Raw genomic sequence first — 16,120 nt, 5'->3', positions numbered from 1 at the left:
GGGGGGCGGAGCAAAGCCGTTGAAGCGTGAGATTAGAGCGCCCGCTCGCCGCGCGGGCTGGAAGACACAGGGCATGATTGCGGGTTTTCACCAAGTATTTCGACCCGGCCATGCCCGTTTTTCTGCGCCTGACCCTTGCCTTCGTCGCGCCACTGCTGCTGTCCGCCGCCGTCATGGCCCAACCCGTTCAGGGCCAGGGCGCCACTTTCCCGTCCAAGGTCTACGACACCTGGGCGCGCGCCTTCGAGAAGGCCGGCGGCAGTGCCGTGCGCTACAAGGGCACGGGCTCGGGCGACGGCGTCAAGCAGATCGGCGCCCGCCAGGTGGACTTCGGCGGCACCGACGCGCCCCTGGCGGCGGCCGAGCTGGCCAAGCTCAAGCTGGTGCAGATCCCGATGCTGGTCGGCGGCGTCGTGCCGGTTGTGCAGTTGCCGGGCCTGGCGGCGCCGATGCAGCTGGACGGCGCGCTGCTGGCGGATATCTACCTCGGCCGCGTCAAGCTCTGGAGCGATGCGCGCATTGCCGCGCTGAACCCTGGCGTCGCGCTGCCGGCTTGGCCCATCAAGCGCGTCGTGCGCGCGGAGAAGTCCGGCACCAGCGATGGCTTCAGCCGCTACCTGGCCGGCGCGTCTCCCACGTTCAAGGCCGATGTCGGCGCCAGCCAGGCGCCGGCCTGGCCGGGCGAGCCGCTGAAGGCCGAGGGCAACGACGGCATGGTGCAGACGCTGCGCGCGACGCCAGGGGCGATCGCCTACGTCTCCTACGACCGCGTGCTGCGCGACAAGCTCACGGCCGTGAAACTGCGCAACGCGGCCGGCCGCTTCGTCGCGCCGTCGGAGCGGGCCTTCAGCGCCGCCGTGCTGGAGAGCGACATGCACCGCCAGGGCGACGACTTGGCGACGCTGCTGGACCGCCCGGGCGTCGACGCGTGGCCGATCACGCTGACCAGCTTCGTGCTGGTCGACGCCGAACCGGCCAGCGCCGCCAAGGCCCTGGGCGCGCTGAAGTTCCTGTACTGGTGCTTCATGCATGGCGACGACCTGACTCGCGGCTCGGGCTTTGCGCCGCTGCCCATCAGCGTGCAGTCGCGCCTGGCGGCGCGCTTCACGCTGGTGCGCCCCAAGGACGGCCAACTGCCGGCCTATCAGTCGTTCTGATCCCACGACCTAAACTGACGACATGCCCGCGCCCACGGAAATCACCGTCCACCAGCAATCCCGCGTGCTGGAGATCGCCTTTGACGACGGCGCGCGGTTTCGTATCCCCTTCGAGCTGATGCGCGTCTACAGCCCGTCGGCCGAGGTCATGGGCCATGGCCCCGGCCAGGAGACGCTGCAGACCGGCAAGCGCGATGTGCTGATCACCGGCCTGGAGCCGGTCGGCCACTACGCGGTGCGCCCGGAGTTCTCGGATGGCCATGCCAGCGGGCTGTTCACCTGGGACTACCTCCACAAGCTCGGCAGCCAGCAGGACAGCCTCTGGCGCGACTACGAAGCGCGCCTGGCGGCCGCCGGCAAGAGCCGTGACGACGCCATGCCCGTCAAGGGCGGCGGCAGCTGCCACTCGCATTGAACCCTTCCATGAGCCAAACCCATTTCGGTTTCAGCACCGTCGACGAAAACGAGAAGGCCGGCAAGGTCCGCGGCGTCTTCGACTCGGTCGCGTCCAAGTACGACCTGATGAACGATGTGATGTCGGCCGGCCTGCACCGGGCCTGGAAGGCTTACACCGTGCAGGTCGCCAACCTGAAGCCGGGCGAGCGCGCGCTGGACATCGCCGGCGGCACGGGCGATTTGTCGCGCGCCTTCGCCCGCAAGGTCGGCGAGAGCGGCGTCGTCGTGCACACCGACATCAACGAAGCCATGCTGCGCCAGGGCCGTGATCGGCTGCTGGACGAAGGCCTGATCCTGCCAACCAGCCTGGCCGACGCCGAGAAGCTGCCCTTCAAGAGCGAAAGTTTCGACCTGGTCAGCGTCGCCTTCGGCCTGCGCAACATGACGCACAAGGACCTGGCCCTGGCCGAGATGTGCCGCGTGCTCAAGCCCGGCGGGCGCCTGCTTGTGCTGGAGTTCTCCCGCATCGCCGAGCCGCTGCGCAAGCCCTACGACTGGTACTCCTTCAACATCCTGCCCAAGCTGGGCTCGCTGTTCGCGGGCGACGCTGAGAGCTACCGCTATCTCGCCGAATCCATCCGCATGCACCCCGACCAGGCCACGCTCAAGGCCATGATGAAGACGGCCGGCTTCGGCCACGTCGACGTCCACAACCTCAGCGCGGGCCTCGTCGCGCTGCACGCCGGCATCAAGTGCTAGGTTTGCAGGGCGCGGTGCCGCGCCCTGCATGACGTCGGGATGACGTCATCCCCAAGGTTTTGATCCCACCCCCCAAGAACGTGGGGGCTAGGGAACTTCTGGCTTGAAATAGCTCTAAATCGTGGCCGTGGCGAACCCAGTAATGGGGGCGTGCGGCCCATAGAAGCGACATATCCCGCCGCTACACTCATTCGTTGATTTGGGCCGGGGGGCCCTTCCTCTGAATAACAAGGACCGTGAAAAAGATGGCAAAGCGACTGATTGAATACCAGGCCCCATGGTTGCTGGCCGCCATCGCGGCGGCCACATTGCTCGCCGCCTGCGGCGGCGACAAGGGTGACAAGGCCTCCCAGACCGCGGCCAAGGTCAACAAGGAGGAGATCACGGTCCACCAGATCAACTTCGTGCTGCAACGCCAGCCGGGCCTGAAGCCGGAGCAGGCCGAGGCGGCCAGCCGCCAGGTGCTGGAGCGTCTGGTCGACCAGGAACTCGCGGTGCAGAAGGCCCAGGAGCAAAAGCTCGACCGTGACCCGCGCGTCGTGCAACAAATCGAAGCCGCCAAGCGCGAAATCATCGCCCGCGCCTATGTCGACCGGGTCGGCGAATCGGTCGCCAAGCCCAACGCTGAAGAGATCGCCAAGTACTACAACGACAAGCCGGCCCTCTTCAAGGACCGTCGCATCTACAGCCTGCAGGAACTGCAGATCGAGGCCAAGCCCGAGCAGTTCGAAGCCATCCGCGCCAAGCTGTCGGCGTCCAAGAACCTGAACGAGTTCGCCGAGTACCTGAAGGCCAACGACTTCCGCTTCAACGGCAACCAGGCCGTGCGCGCCGCGGAGCAATTGCCGCTGACCAGCCTGGATTCGATCGCCAAGATGAAGGACGGCGACTCCGTCCTCAGCCCCAGTCCGAATGGCCTGACGGTGCTCTTCCTGGTCGGTTCGCGCAGCCAGCCCGTCGACGAAACCCGTGCCCGTCCGGCCATCGAAGCCTTCCTGCAGAACCAGCGCAAGGCCGAAGTGGTGCAGAAGGACCTGAAGGCGCTGCGCGACAGCTCCAAGATTGAATATGTGGGCAAGTTTGCGCAGCCGGCGCCGGGGGCTGCCAGCGCGCCGACCCAGCAGGTGCTGCCCGCCGCTGCTGCTTCTGAATCGCCGGCGCCGGTCGCACCTGCGGCCAGTGGCCTGGATCCTGCTTCCATCTCCAAGGGCATGGGCCTCAAATGATGCGTATCCACCACCTTCTGCTCGCTGCCGCGCTCGGCCTGAGTGCCCTGGGTGCCCAAGCTCAATCCGGTTCCGCCGTTTCGGCTGCTGCCGCTTCGCCTGAATACCGTCTGGGTGCGGGCGACGTCATTCGCATCGTCGTCTACCAGAACCCGGACTTGACGCTGGAAACCCGGGTCTCGGAGTCGGGCCTCGTGAGCTACCCGCTGCTTGGCAATGTGCGCATTGGGGGCCTGGGCGTCAGCGCAGCCGAGAAGCTCATCGCCGATGGGTTGAAGAACGGCAGCTTCGTCAAGTCGCCGCAAGTCACCATCGTCCTGCTGCAGGTCAAGGGCAATCAGGCCAGCGTGCTGGGCCAAGTCAACCGTCCCGGGCGCTATCCCATCGAAACCGCAGACATGCGCATGACGGACCTGCTGGCCAATGCCGGCGGCGTTGCCGGCACCGGCGCCGATCTGCTCGTGCTCAGCGGCACGCGCAATGGCAAGCCTTTCCGACTGGAGATCGACCTGCCCACCGTGTTCGGCTCCAGTGCCGATCAGGGGCGCGTCAATGACGTGCTGATCCAGAACGGCGATGTGCTCTGGGTGGACCGCGCGCCGCTGGTCTACATCTACGGTGAAGTGCAACGTCCCGGCCCGGTGCGGCTGGAGCGTGGCATGACGTTGATGCAGGTTCTGGCGGCGGGTGGTGGCTTGAACCAGCGCGGCACGGAACGCGGCATCCGCGTGCACCGCAAGAGTGCTGACGGCAAGGTGCAGGTCGTGCAGCCGGGTATGGACGACACCATCAAGGATGGCGACGTGGTCTACGTAAAAGAAAGCTTGTTCTAAGCTAAGGAAAGCCAGATGACCTTCAGTCAGTTCCTTGCAATCATCCGCGCCCGGGCCAAGGTGTTCTGGGCCATCCTGATCGGCGTCATCGTCCTCGGTGTTGGCCTCAGTCTGGCCTGGCCGAAGAAGTACACCGCCGTCGCGACCGTCGTGGTCGACATCAAGCCCGACCCCGTCTCGGCCATGGTGTACCAATCCATGATGAATCCGGCGTTGATGGCCACCCAGGTGGACATCATCCAGAGCGATCGCGTGGCTCGCCGGGTGGTGCGCAATCTCAAGCTGACCGAGAACCCTGAGATTCGCCAGGAGTGGCAGGAAAGCGGTGACCAGAACAGCGACATCGAGACGTGGCTGGTGGAAGTGTTCCAGCGCGACCTCGACGTCAAGCCCAGTCGCGAGTCCAGCGTGATCAGTGTGGCCTACAAGGCGCGTGATCCCAAGTTCGCTGCAGGTCTGGCCAACGCCTTTGTTCAGGCCTACGTCGAAACTTCGCTGGACCTGCGCGTCGATCCTGCCAAGCAGTACAGCAGCTTCTTCGACACGCGCTCCAAGGAAGCCCGCGATACGCTGGAGAAGGCTCAGGCGCGCCTGAGCAAGTTCCAGAACGAGAACGGCGTGATCAATGCGGATGAGCGCCTGGACATCGAAACCCAGCGTTTGAATGAGCTGAGTTCGCAACTGGTGGGTATTCAGGCGCTCAGCTCCGAGTCCAGCAGCCGCCAAGGCCAGGTTGCCTCCGGTTCGGTCGAGAAGCTGCAGGAAGTGACCAACAACCCGCTCGTCGGCTCGTTGCGCGTGGATCTGGGTCGCCAGGAAGCTCGGCTTCAGGAGCTCAATTCCAAGCTGGGTGACAACAACCCGCAGGTCATCGAGCTGAAGGCAAATATCGCAGAGCTCAGGCAGAAGATCGACGCGGAAATCCGGCGCATCGGCGGTGGGGTCGGCGTGACCAACACCATCAACAAGCAGCGCGAAGCCCAGGTTCGGTTTGAGCTCGATGCCCAGCGCAACAAGGTGCTCAAGATGAAGCAGGTGCGCGACGAAGGGTCCGTCATCCAGCGTGACATCGAGAACGCCCAGCGCGCCTACGACACCATCCTGGCGCGGTTGACGCAGACCTCGCTGGAAAGCCAAACCACGCAGAGCAGTGTGGCCGTCCTCGCGCCGGCGACGCCGCCCATGCTGCCGTCGTCTCCCAAGCTGGTGCTGAACACCATCCTCGCGATCTTCCTTGGCGGCCTGCTGGCGCTGAGTACGGTGCTCGTGATGGAACTGCGCGACCGCCGACTGCGCTCCGCCGCGGACGTGGTGGCCATGCTCGGCCTTCCCGTCATTGGCGTGCTGCCCTCGTTGCACGCCAAGAACAGCAAGAAGAAACGTGCGGCCCAGGCGCTTCAGCATCGCTTGGTAGGCCAGATCGCAGCGTCGAAAACGGGAAATTGAACTCATGAGTGCAACACCAGAAGCATCGGCGCACCGGGCGAGCCCGTCGGCAACTCACATGGTTCACGACCGCTCCATTGGCGACATCATTGCCTCCACGCGCAACCTGACGGCTGAGCAAGTCGAGCGGATTGCCGAGCATCAGCGCAAGACCGGCGTGCGATTCGGCGAAGCAGCAGTCGCGCTGGGCTTTGCGAATGCAGACGACGTGCTGTATGCGCTGGCGCAGCAGTTCCACTATCCGTATGCGGCCGAGGCGCAACGCGACGCCAGCCCGGAATTGGTGACGCTGAATCAGCCCTTCTCCTATCAGGCCGAGGCGTTCCGAGCGATCCGCCCTCAGGTGATGATGCGCATCTTCGGCGAAGGCCGCCAGGAGCGGCGCGCGCTCGCCGTGGTCAGCCCGGAAGCCGGAGATGGCAAGACCTATTTCGCGGCGAATCTGGCGGTTGTGTTGGCGCAGCTGGGCGGTCGAACATTGCTGGTCGATGCCGACCTGCGCAATGCCCGACAGCATGCGGTCTTCAATGTTCCAAATGACGCAGGCCTGTCCGGTCTGCTGGCCGGGCGTGTCGAGGCCAATGTGATCAAGCAGATTCAGAACGTGCCGAATCTGTTCCTGCTCCCGGCAGGGGCCACGCCGCCCAATCCGCTTGAGTTGGTGGAGCGCCCAGCCTTTGCCTTGCTCATCAGGGAGCTGACGGGCAAGTTCGACCACGTGGTGGTGGACACGCCGGCTGCGCAATATGGCGCCGATGGCGAAGTGGTGGCTGCCCGATGTGGTGGTGCGCTGATCGTCGCGCGCAAGGACGCCTCGAAGGTGCAGGCACTGCAAGACTTGACCGCCAGCCTTGGAGATTTGGGTGCCACGCTCGCAGGCGTGGTCGTCAATGAGCATTGACGTCGCCAGTTCGCAGTTGGGGGAGCGGGTGCAGGCGCGCTGATGCGTCACCCGCACCTCCTCTCGACCCATTCCCATGGAATATCCCTTGGACCGAAGTGCTATGACACGGCCTGCCGCCCTTGACCAGCGCCAATGGCTGCTTTGGCTCCCGATCGTTCTGGGCCTGGCGGCACTGTATGGGCCCACGCTGTTCGACCTGTTCACCACCGTCTGGAATAGTGAGGAACAGGGGCATGGCCCCATCGTTCTGGGTATTGCGATCTGGCTGATCTGGCGCCGCAGGGCCGAGTTATTTGACGGGCCGCCCGATGTGCCCCGCCCCATATTGGGATTTGTGTGCATCGTGTTGGCGTCGGCCTTCTATTTTCTCGGCCGCACACAGGACTATCTGTTCTTCGAAGCCGGGTCACTGATCTTCATGCTCATCGGCGTCGTGCTCCTCATGCGCGGCACGACGGCACTCAAGAGCGTGTGGTTCGGGCTTTTCTTCATGCTGTTCATGGTGCCCTTGCCCAACAGCGTCGTGGATTTGCTCACCCAGCCGATGAAGATGGCCGTGTCCTATGTGGCCGAATCCATCTTGTTCACCTTGGGATACCCAATCGCCCGTTCTGGCGTCATGCTGTTGATTGGGCCGTATCAGTTGCTGGTGGCGGATGCTTGTGCGGGCCTGCACACGCTGTTCACGCTCGAGGCACTCGGACTGCTGTATCTGAATGTAGTCAGGCACGCTTCTGGCATTCGGAATCTTGTGCTTGCCATTCTGATCGTGCCCATTTCGTTCAGTGCGAACGTCATTCGTGTCATGACGCTGACGCTCATCACCTATTACCTTGGCGACGAGGCCGGGCAGGGTTTCCTGCATGGTTTCGCTGGCATGGTCCTGTTTCTAAGTGCCCTGATGCTCATCATTGCGGCTGACTCCCTCGTTCGCGTGGGTGTCCGTGGAGCGAAGAGTTAGTTCAGGAAGAACCGAGCACGCGAGTGCATTTTTTTGAAGGGTTGTCTGTTGTGAATAAGAAAGTTGCGTTGATCACTGGCGTCACGGGTCAGGATGGCGCCTATCTGGCTGAACTGCTGCTGGGCAAGGGCTATGAAGTGCACGGCATCAAGCGCCGTTCGTCGTCGTTCAATACCGACCGCATCGATCACCTGTACCAGGATCCGCACGTCAGCAACCAGCGCTTCAAGCTGCATTACGGCGACCTGACCGACTCGACCAACCTGATCCGCATCATTCAGCAGGTGCAGCCCGACGAGATCTACAACCTCGCGGCGATGAGTCACGTGGCGGTCTCCTTCGAAGAGCCCGAGTACACCGCCAATGCCGATGGCATCGGCACGCTGCGGATCCTCGAGGCCATCCGCATCCTGGGCCTGACGAAGAAGACCCGTTTCTATCAGGCCTCCACCTCCGAGCTGTATGGCCTGGTGCAGGAGATCCCGCAGAAGGAAACCACGCCGTTCTATCCGCGCAGCCCCTACGCAGTCGCCAAGATGTACGCCTACTGGATCACGGTCAACTACCGTGAGGCCTACGGCATGTACGCCTGCAATGGCGTGCTGTTCAACCACGAGAGCCCGCTGCGGGGCGAGACCTTCGTCACCCGCAAGATCACGCGCGCCGTTTCCCGTATCGCGCTGGGCCTGCAGGACTGCCTGTACCTGGGCAACATGAGCGCGCTGCGCGACTGGGGCCACGCCAAGGACTACGTCGAGATGCAGTGGTTGATGCTGCAGCAGGATCAGGCCGAAGACTTCGTCATCGCTACCGGCGTGCAGTACAGCGTGCGCCAGTTCGTCGAATTCGCCGCCGGCGAACTGGGCATCACGCTCGCGTTCGAAGGCGAGGGTGACCAGGAAGTCGCTCGCGTCACCAAGGTCGAAGGCGACAAGGCCAAGTGCAAGGTCGGCGACGTCATCGTCAAGGTCGACCCGCGCTACTACCGCCCGACCGAAGTCGAGACGCTGCTGGGCGACCCGACCAAGGCCAAGGAAAAGCTGGGCTGGGTGCCCAAGACCCAATTGCGTGAACTCGTCGCCGAAATGGTGCAGGCCGACTACACGGCCGCCAAGCGCGACAGCCTCGTCAAGCTCGCAGGCTTCCAGGCCTACGACCACCATGAGTGAGGCCGTGGCCCCGATCGCGCGCGACGCGCGCATCTTCGTGGCGGGCCACCGTGGCATGGTGGGCTCGGCACTGGTGCGCCGGCTGAAGGCGGGCGGCTACACGAACGTGCTCACCACGTCGCGCCAGGAGCTCGACCTGCTCGACCAGCGCGGCGTGCATGACTGGATGCAGCAGCACAAGCCCGACTACCTCTTCCTGGCCGCAGCCAAGGTCGGCGGTATTCAGGCGAACAACGTCTATCGGGCGGAGTTCCTCTATCAGAACCTGATGATCGAGGCCAACATCATCCACGGTGCGCACCTTGCGGGCGTGCAGCGGCTGATGTTCCTGGGCTCCAGCTGCATCTACCCCAAGCTCGCGCCGCAACCGCTGCGCGAAGACAGCCTGCTGACCGGGCCTTTGGAGCAGACCAACGAGCCCTACGCCATCGCCAAGATCGCCGGTATCAAGCTCTGCGAAAGCTACAACCGCCAGTACGGTCGCCAGTACGTCAGCGCCATGCCGACCAATCTGTACGGCCCCAACGACAACTACGACCTGAACAACAGCCATGTGCTACCGGCGCTGATCCGCAAGGCTCATGAAGCCAAGCAGCGTGGCGACAAGGAACTGGTTGTCTGGGGTACCGGCACACCGCGCCGCGAGTTCCTTTACGTCGACGACCTGGCCGACGCCTGCGTGCACCTGATGGAAGCTGGCACGGAAGACGTGCTCACCAACATCGGTGTCGGCGATGACGTCACCATCCGCGAGTTGGCTGAACTGGTCAAGCAAGCGGTTGGCTTCGAGGGCGAGCTGGTTTTCGACACCTCCAAGCCCGATGGCACGCCGCGCAAGTTGATGGACGTCTCGCTGCTGGCCAGCCGCGGCTGGGTGGCCAAGACGGGCTTGCAGCAAGGCATCTCGCTGGCCTACGCCGATTTCCTGGCGCGCGCCGGCGCCGCGTCCTGACAGCAAGCGTAGGGATCACGTCACCATGCTCCGCCGCTCTCTTCTGGCTTCTGCCGTCATGGTTGCGACCGCAGGCGCCGCACAGGCGCTCAGGCCGCGGCCCGACACCGGCCCGTCGCGTTTCGGCAAGCTCGATGACCTCGTGCCCAAGCAGTTCGGAGACTGGAAGCTCGACCCCTATGCCGGCGGCGGCACGGTCGTCAATCCGTCGCTGGAGAAGGTGCTCAACACGCTCTACTCCGATCAACTCTCGCGCACCTACGTCAACGCGGCCGGCCAGCGCGTCATGCTGAGCCTGGCCTATGGCCGCCACCAGAGCCGCGACCTGCAGGTGCACAAGCCCGAGGTCTGCTACGTCGCGCAGGGCTTTCAGCTGCAGTCGTCTGCCAAGGTGTCCGTGGACACCGTCTTTGGCGCGCTGCCAGCCATGCGCATCGTGGCCAAGCAGGGCGGGCGTAACGAGCCCGTCACCTACTGGATCCGCATCGGCGACAAGGTCATCCGTGGCTGGCTGGAGCAGAACCAGGCGCGTGTCGCCTACGGCCTGCGAGGCCTCGTGCCCGACGGCCTGCTGGTGCGGGCCTCCACCATCGACAACGACTCCGCCCACGGCTTCTCGGTGCAGGAGCGCTTTCTGTCTGACATGGTGGCTGCCATCGCGCCGCAGGATCGCGCCATGTTTGTAGGCGCTGTCAGCGGCAACGCGAGCGCCGCCTGAACAACGAATGAAAATCAGTGTTGTCATCCGCACCTACAACGAGAGCAAGCACCTGGGTGCGCTCTTGCAGGGCATCCAGGACCAGCAGCTCGGTGAGCACAGCGTCGAGACCGTCATCGTGGACTCCGGGTCCACCGATGGCACGCTCGACGTAGCGGCCCGCTTCCCGGTCAACGTCGTCGGCATCCGCAAGGAAGAGTTCTCCTTCGGCCGGTCACTCAACATCGGCTGCGCGGCAGCCACCGGCGACGTGCTGGTGTTTGTCAGCGGCCATTGCATCCCAGTGGACCCGCACTGGCTCGCCGAGTTGGTCAAGCCGATCGCTGACGGCCTGTGCGTCTCCACCTACGGCCGCCAGGTCGGCGACGACAGCAGCCACTTCAGCGAGCGCCAGATCTTCGGCAAGTACTTCCCGGCGCAGGACAAGCTGCCGCAGGACGGCTTCTATTGCAACAACGCCAACGCCGCCGTGCTGAAGAGCGTGTGGCTTGAGCACCGCTACGACGAAGAGCTGACCGGCCTGGAAGACATGCATCTCGCCAAGCGACTGGTGGCGCAGGGCTACAAGATCGGCTATGCGTCCAAGTCTTGCGTCTATCACCTGCACAGCGAGACGTGGGCTCAGGTGCGCCGCCGCTTCGAGCGTGAGGCCATCGCGTTGCAATTCATCATGCCCGAGGTCCAGCTGGGCCTGCCGGACGTGATCCGCTACTTCTTCAGCGCTGTGTTCCTCGATCTCGGCGCAGCCCTGCAGGAGCGCCAGATGCGCGCTCACTTCACCAGCATCCTGCGCTATCGATACAACCAGTTCCGCGGCGCCCACAAGGGCAATCACTTCCACCGCCGTGTGTCGCGCGAGATGAAAGAAGCCTATTTCTATCCCCGCTGACTACTCACACTCTCTTCCCACCATGACATCTGCTGCCCCCCCCCGCATCGTCGCCCTGCTGCCCATGAAGGCCAACAGCGAACGTGTTCGCGGCAAGAACTTCCGTGACTTCAACGGCAAGCCGCTGTTCCGCTGGATCCTCGACACGCTGCTGGCCGTCGAGCAGATCGACGAGGTCATCATCAACACCGACGCCCGCGCCATCCTGGCCGAGAACGGCCTTGTCGACGGCCCGCGCGTGCGCATCCGCGACCGCAAGCCCGAGATCTGCGGCGACTTCGTCAGCATGAACCTCGTGCTGGCCGACGACGTGGCCAACGTGCCGGCCGACGTCTACGTGATGACCCACACCACCAACCCGCTGCTGTCCGAGCGCTCGGTGCGTGGCGCGATCGACCTCTACCTCAAGGGCATCGTCGACGGCAGCTGTGACTCCGTCTTCACGGTCAACAAGTTCCAGACCCGCTTCTACCGCGCCGACGGCAGCGCCATCAACCACGACCCGGACAACCTCATCCGCACCCAGGACCTCGAGCCCTGGTACGAGGAGAACTCCAACCTCTACATCTTCTCGGCCGACAGCTTCGCCGGCACCAACGCCCGCATCGGCCGGCGCGCCAAGATGTACGAGATGGGCCGCACCGAGTCCGTCGACATCGACGACCAGGAAAGCTGGCACATGGCCGAAGCCATGTGCAAATACATCCAGACCCAATCGACCTGAGCCCCGCCATGACGCTGAAAGTACTGGTCACCTGCCCGCCCATGCTGGGCATGATTGAAGAATTCCGTCCGCTGTTCGAAAGCCGCGGCGTCGAGGTCACGCCCGCCAAGGTCGTGCAGACGCTGAGCCAGGACGAACTCTGCGAGCTGCTGCCGCAGTACGACGGCTGGATCATTGGCGACGACCCCGCCACCCGCCGCGTCTTCGAGGCCGGCAAGGCCGGCAAGCTCAAGGCCGCCGTCAAGTGGGGCATCGGCGTGGACAACGTCGATTTCGCCGCCTGCAAGGATCTCGGCATCCCCATCACCAACTGCCCCAACATGTTTGGCGGCGAAGTGGCCGACGTGGGCATGTCCTATCTGGCCGCGCTGGCCCGCGAGACCTTCACCATCGACCGCGGCGTGCGCGACGGCAAGTGGCCCAAGCCGCGCGGCCTGTCGTTGTCCGGCCGCACGCTGGGCCTCATCGGCCTGGGCGACATCGGCCGCAACCTCGCCCGCCGTGCGCTTGCCGCCGACATGAAGGTCGTTGCCTACGACCCCTTCTACCAGGGCGAACTGCCCGCGCAAGTGCAGCGCGCCACCTGGCCCGCACGCGTGGAAGAGGCCGACTTCCTCGCCTTCACCTGCGCGCTCACGGCGGCCAACACGCACATGCTCAACGCCGACGTGCTCGCCAAGTGCAAGCCCGGCGTGCGCATCACCAACGTCGCGCGCGGCCCGCTCATCGACGAGCAAGCCCTTATCGCCTCGCTGCAGTCCGGTCACGTGCACTCCGTGGCGCTGGACGTCTTCGAGGTCGAGCCCCTGCCGATGGAATCGCCGCTGCGCGGCATGCCCAACACCATCTTCGGTTCGCACAACGGCTCCAACACCGTGGACGGCGTCGTGCGTTGCAGCGAGTTCGCCATCGCGACCCTGCTGGGCTACCTGGGCGTGCCGGAGAAGGCCTGATGACCGACGCCCGACCCGTGGCCCTCATCACCGGTGCCGCTGGCGGCATCGGTGCGGCCCTGGTCGAGGCATTCGAGGCAGGTGGCTGGCAAGTCGTCTCCACCGACCGCAAGCCGCTCACGCGGGCGGGCCATGTGGTCGGTGATGTCGCTGCGGCGGCCGACCCGGAAAGTGCCGAGGGTCGCGCGCTGATCGCCGCGCTTCGCGCAGCGACCGGCGGTCGCGCCACGGCCGTCATCCACAACGCCGCCCACCAGGTCGTCAAGCCGAGCGTTCAGCTCAGCACCGCCGACTGGGCCGACAGCCTGGGCGCCAACCTGCTGGCGCCCTTCTGGCTCACCATGGCGCTGCGCGAAGAACTCGTTCGCAACCAGGGCTGCATGCTGGCCATCTCCAGCATCCACGAGCGGCTGACCAAGCCCGGCTTCGTCGCCTACGCCACCAGCAAGGCGGCTTTGTCCGGACTCGTGCGTGCCATGGCCGTGGACCTTGGTGCGGAGCTGCGCTGCAACGCGTTGTGCCCCGCTGCCATCGCCACGCCCATGCTGCGCGCCGGCTTCGAAGGCCGCGAAGCTGCCTACCGCGAGCTCGAAGCCCACCATCCCGTGGGCCGCGTCGGCACGCCGGCGGAAGTGGCCGCCACCGCGCTGTTCATGTGCTCGGACGCCGCCCGCTTCATGAACGGTGCGTGCGTGGACCTCAGCGGTGGCATCAGTGCACGCCTGCACGATCCCGTGTGAGCCGCGCATGAAAGCGCTGCTCGCCCGCCTCTGGAACTCCCCCACCTTCACCACCTGGGGCAGCCTGGCCGTGCGCCTGGGCGGCGTCGTCCTCGTGCTGCCCTGGGTGCTGGCCACCTATGCCTCGGCCGAAGTCGCCGTCTGGCAGCTCTTCAGCAGCGTCTTCACGCTGGCGCTGATCCTCGACTTCGGCCTCGCCCCGACCTTCACGCGCATGCTGTCGTTCGCACGCGGTGGCGCCAGCCTCGAAGCCATCCAGGCCATGCCAGGAAAGGCGCGTGGCGTCACAACGCCCGTGCCCGCCGTCGCGCCAGCCTCTGACGCCAGCGCCGCCGACACGCTGGGGCGTGTCTACGCCTTGCTGCGCTGGCTCTACCCCAGGCTCGGTCTGGGCGTCGTGGCCCTGCTTGCGCTGGCCGGCAGCTATGCCATCGCCGGCCCCATCGCAGCCACCGCCGCACCCGGCCAGGCCTGGCTTGCCTGGGGCCTTGTGCTGCTGTCCACCTGGGCCGGCTTCATGGGCAACGCCTACTCGGTGGCCCTGCAGGGCATGAACAACATCGCCGTGCTGCGCCGCTGGGAGGCCGCCACCGGCCTAGCCCAGATCGGCAGCACCCTGATCGTGCTGGCGCTGGGCGGCTCGCTGCTGGCACTGGTAGCCAGCTACCAGGTCTGGATCGTGCTCAACGCGCTGCGCAACATGGCGCTGATGCGCTCACTGCACCCGCAGCTGTCGCACGTGCGGGCGCAGCGCGACCACGTGCTGCTGCGCGCGCTCTGGCCCGCCACCTGGCGCAGCGGCCTGGGCGTCGTGATGGGGCAGGGCATTATTCAGTCCAGTGGCTGGGCCTACGCCCAGGTCGCACCCGTCGCCGAAGTCGCCTCCTACCTGCTGGCGCTGCGCCTCATCACCATGGTCAGCCAGTTCGCGCAGGCGCCGTTCTACAGCAAGCTGCCGCGCCTTGCCGAACTGCAGGCCAAGGGTGAACGAGGCCAGCAACTCACGCTCGCGCGCCACGGCATGCGTGCCGCCCACTGGGTGTTCGTCGCCGGGGCCATCGTGCTCGCCGTCGTCGCCGTGCCCCTGCTCACGCTGCTGCACAGCAAGACCGCCTTCGTGCCGCCCGCCGTGTGGGCCCTCATGTGCGCGGCCTTCTTCGTCGAGCGCTACGGCGCCATGCACCTGCAGCTCTACAGCCTCAGCAACCACATCGTCTGGCACATCGCCAACGGCGTCACCGGCTGCCTGATGTTGGCTTTTGCCTTGCTGCTCTACCCGCGGCTCGGCATGCTGGCCTTTGCGCTGGCCATGCTGCTGGCCTACGCGGGCTTCTACGCCGTCTATTCGGTTGCGCACTCGCGGCGCGCCTACCAGTTCAACCTTTGGACCTTCGAGCGCGCCATCTCCCTGCCGCCGGCCCTGGCCATGCTGGCCGCGCTGGGCGTTGCCCGCCTCGTTCCCGCCTTGAGAGCATTCACGTGACCGACACCACCATCGACCCCCTGCTGGAACAGCGCGACGTTCTGAACCCCTACCGAATCGGCCTCGGCTTCATGCTGCGCCGCCTCAAGTGGGACCTGAACCCCCAAAGCTGGCGCTCGCGCGGCGTGCTGCGCGCCTGCAAGGACAGCCATGTCGGCCAAAAGGCCGTCATCCTGTGCAACGGCCCCAGCCTGCTGAAGGTCGACTTCGACGCCCTGCACCAGTCCGGCGTGTTCTGCTTCGGCCTGAACAAGATCAACCTGCTGTTCGACAAGACCGTCTTCCGCCCGAAGTGCGTCGTCGCCGTCAACCCGCTGGTGCTTGAGCAGAACCAGGCCTTCTACAACCAGACCGACCTGCCGCTCTTCCTGGACAGCCACGCGGCCCCCTTCGTGAAGGGCCGCCCCAACGTCGCCTTCCTGCACAGCAACGTCTTCCCCATCTTTGCGCGTGACGTCAGCCTGAGCCTGTTCCAGGGCTACACCGTCACCTTCGTGGCCATGCAACTGGCCTTCCACATGGGCTTCCGCGAAGTTGCCCTGGTGGGCGCGGATCACACCTTCGCCACCAAGGGCCCGGCCAACAAGACCGTCGTGTCGGGCGAAAAGGACGAGAGCCATTTCGACCCCAACTACTTCGCGGGCGGCGTCCAATGGCAGCTGCCTGACCTGTTCCAGAGCGAAGTGGCGTACACGATGGCGCGGGATATGTATGCGGCGTTTGGGGGGCGGGTGGTGAATGCAACCGAAGGCGGGAAGCTCGAGGTGTTTGAACGCCAGGCTTTGTCAGCTTTCTTAAAGGGCACCTGAC

General features: G+C 65.1%; 17 protein-coding genes. All 17 read left to right on the top strand.

Going from position 1 to position 16,120, the window contains the following annotated elements; genetic code table 11:
- Nucleotides 1-110 precede the first annotated feature (110 nt).
- The 17 genes from pstS to AC1D29_RS26195 all read left to right on the top strand — a co-directional run bounded on the left by pstS (nt 111) and on the right by AC1D29_RS26195 (nt 16,119).
- Nucleotides 111-1,157, top strand: a complete 1,047-nt coding sequence (pstS, locus tag AC1D29_RS26275; RefSeq protein WP_477903095.1) for a phosphate ABC transporter substrate-binding protein PstS — start codon at nt 111-113, stop codon at nt 1,155-1,157.
- Nucleotides 1,158-1,179: 22 nt separating this feature from the next.
- Nucleotides 1,180-1,572 (top strand): gamma-butyrobetaine hydroxylase family protein, encoded by a 393-nt coding sequence (locus AC1D29_RS26270; protein WP_477903093.1) that lies wholly within the window; start codon nt 1,180-1,182, stop codon nt 1,570-1,572.
- 8 nt (nt 1,573-1,580) lie between these two features.
- Nucleotides 1,581-2,312, top strand: coding sequence for a bifunctional demethylmenaquinone methyltransferase/2-methoxy-6-polyprenyl-1,4-benzoquinol methylase UbiE (gene ubiE / locus AC1D29_RS26265; RefSeq protein WP_477903091.1), 732 nt, complete (start codon nt 1,581-1,583; stop codon nt 2,310-2,312).
- Between the two features lie 245 nt (nt 2,313-2,557).
- Complete coding sequence (locus AC1D29_RS26260) at nt 2,558-3,538, top strand: EpsD family peptidyl-prolyl cis-trans isomerase (RefSeq protein ID WP_477903089.1); 981 nt, start codon at nt 2,558-2,560, stop codon at nt 3,536-3,538.
- Nucleotides 3,535-4,371 carry a polysaccharide export protein EpsE gene (gene epsE, locus AC1D29_RS26255; RefSeq protein ID WP_477903087.1) on the top strand — a complete coding sequence of 279 codons (837 nt, stop codon included), beginning with the start codon at nt 3,535-3,537 and terminating at the stop codon, nt 4,369-4,371. The genes AC1D29_RS26260 and epsE overlap by 4 nt, the downstream gene beginning before the upstream one ends.
- 15 nt (nt 4,372-4,386) lie before the next feature.
- Complete coding sequence (gene epsF / locus AC1D29_RS26250) at nt 4,387-5,817, top strand: chain length determinant protein EpsF (RefSeq protein ID WP_477903085.1); 1,431 nt, start codon at nt 4,387-4,389, stop codon at nt 5,815-5,817.
- Nucleotides 5,818-5,821: 4 nt separating this feature from the next.
- Complete coding sequence (locus tag AC1D29_RS26245) at nt 5,822-6,718, top strand: polysaccharide biosynthesis tyrosine autokinase (protein ID WP_477903083.1); 897 nt, start codon at nt 5,822-5,824, stop codon at nt 6,716-6,718.
- Nucleotides 6,719-6,794: 76 nt separating this feature from the next.
- Entirely contained in the window at nt 6,795-7,682 is an 888-nt protein-coding gene (xrtB, locus tag AC1D29_RS26240) for an exosortase B (RefSeq protein ID WP_477903081.1), read from the top strand.
- Between the two features lie 50 nt (nt 7,683-7,732).
- Entirely contained in the window at nt 7,733-8,851 is a 1,119-nt protein-coding gene (gene gmd, locus AC1D29_RS26235; RefSeq protein ID WP_477903079.1) for a GDP-mannose 4,6-dehydratase, read from the top strand.
- 13 nt (nt 8,852-8,864) lie between these two features.
- Nucleotides 8,865-9,803, top strand: a complete 939-nt coding sequence (fcl, locus tag AC1D29_RS26230) for a GDP-L-fucose synthase (RefSeq protein WP_477903277.1) — start codon at nt 8,865-8,867, stop codon at nt 9,801-9,803.
- 25 nt (nt 9,804-9,828) lie between these two features.
- On the top strand, nt 9,829-10,521 hold the full coding sequence (epsI, locus tag AC1D29_RS26225; RefSeq protein ID WP_477903076.1) for an exosortase-associated protein EpsI, B-type: 693 nt from the start codon (nt 9,829-9,831) through the stop codon (nt 10,519-10,521).
- A gap of 7 nt (nt 10,522-10,528) precedes the next feature.
- Nucleotides 10,529-11,410, top strand: coding sequence for a glycosyltransferase family 2 protein (locus AC1D29_RS26220; RefSeq protein ID WP_477903074.1), 882 nt, complete (start codon nt 10,529-10,531; stop codon nt 11,408-11,410).
- A gap of 22 nt (nt 11,411-11,432) precedes the next feature.
- Nucleotides 11,433-12,134: an acylneuraminate cytidylyltransferase family protein gene (locus tag AC1D29_RS26215; RefSeq protein ID WP_477903072.1), complete on the top strand. Its 702-nt coding sequence runs from the start codon at nt 11,433-11,435 to the stop codon at nt 12,132-12,134.
- A gap of 8 nt (nt 12,135-12,142) precedes the next feature.
- Nucleotides 12,143-13,087 (top strand): phosphoglycerate dehydrogenase, encoded by a 945-nt coding sequence (locus AC1D29_RS26210; protein ID WP_477903070.1) that lies wholly within the window; start codon nt 12,143-12,145, stop codon nt 13,085-13,087.
- Nucleotides 13,087-13,827: an SDR family NAD(P)-dependent oxidoreductase gene (locus AC1D29_RS26205; protein ID WP_477903068.1), complete on the top strand. Its 741-nt coding sequence runs from the start codon at nt 13,087-13,089 to the stop codon at nt 13,825-13,827. The genes AC1D29_RS26210 and AC1D29_RS26205 overlap by 1 nt, the downstream gene beginning before the upstream one ends.
- Before the next feature lie 7 nt (nt 13,828-13,834).
- A complete protein-coding gene (locus tag AC1D29_RS26200) occupies nt 13,835-15,310 on the top strand; it encodes a polysaccharide biosynthesis protein (RefSeq protein WP_477903066.1) in 1,476 nt (491 codons plus the stop codon).
- A complete protein-coding gene (locus AC1D29_RS26195; protein ID WP_477903064.1) occupies nt 15,307-16,119 on the top strand; it encodes a 6-hydroxymethylpterin diphosphokinase MptE-like protein in 813 nt (270 codons plus the stop codon). Before AC1D29_RS26200 ends, AC1D29_RS26195 begins: the two co-directional genes overlap by 4 nt.
- Nucleotide 16,120: the final 1 nt, after the last annotated feature.

Source organism: Roseateles sp. P1_C6 (genome assembly GCF_056406315.1).
The sequence above is the reverse complement of the archived record's forward strand: the minus strand, read 5'-3'. Positions and strand labels throughout refer to the sequence as shown.

Coding starts and splice junctions, on each gene's coding strand:
- epsI (WP_477903076.1), top strand. CDS start 9,829: ATGCTCCGCCGCTCTCTTCTGGCTTCTGCCGTCATGGTTGCGACCGCA.
- AC1D29_RS26245 (WP_477903083.1), top strand. CDS start 5,822: ATGAGTGCAACACCAGAAGCATCGGCGCACCGGGCGAGCCCGTCGGCA.
- AC1D29_RS26270 (WP_477903093.1), top strand. CDS start 1,180: ATGCCCGCGCCCACGGAAATCACCGTCCACCAGCAATCCCGCGTGCTG.
- AC1D29_RS26210 (WP_477903070.1), top strand. CDS start 12,143: ATGACGCTGAAAGTACTGGTCACCTGCCCGCCCATGCTGGGCATGATT.
- AC1D29_RS26260 (WP_477903089.1), top strand. CDS start 2,558: ATGGCAAAGCGACTGATTGAATACCAGGCCCCATGGTTGCTGGCCGCC.
- AC1D29_RS26200 (WP_477903066.1), top strand. CDS start 13,835: ATGAAAGCGCTGCTCGCCCGCCTCTGGAACTCCCCCACCTTCACCACC.
- ubiE (WP_477903091.1), top strand. CDS start 1,581: ATGAGCCAAACCCATTTCGGTTTCAGCACCGTCGACGAAAACGAGAAG.
- AC1D29_RS26205 (WP_477903068.1), top strand. CDS start 13,087: ATGACCGACGCCCGACCCGTGGCCCTCATCACCGGTGCCGCTGGCGGC.
- epsF (WP_477903085.1), top strand. CDS start 4,387: ATGACCTTCAGTCAGTTCCTTGCAATCATCCGCGCCCGGGCCAAGGTG.
- xrtB (WP_477903081.1), top strand. CDS start 6,795: ATGGAATATCCCTTGGACCGAAGTGCTATGACACGGCCTGCCGCCCTT.
- pstS (WP_477903095.1), top strand. CDS start 111: ATGCCCGTTTTTCTGCGCCTGACCCTTGCCTTCGTCGCGCCACTGCTG.
- AC1D29_RS26215 (WP_477903072.1), top strand. CDS start 11,433: ATGACATCTGCTGCCCCCCCCCGCATCGTCGCCCTGCTGCCCATGAAG.
- AC1D29_RS26220 (WP_477903074.1), top strand. CDS start 10,529: ATGAAAATCAGTGTTGTCATCCGCACCTACAACGAGAGCAAGCACCTG.
- epsE (WP_477903087.1), top strand. CDS start 3,535: ATGATGCGTATCCACCACCTTCTGCTCGCTGCCGCGCTCGGCCTGAGT.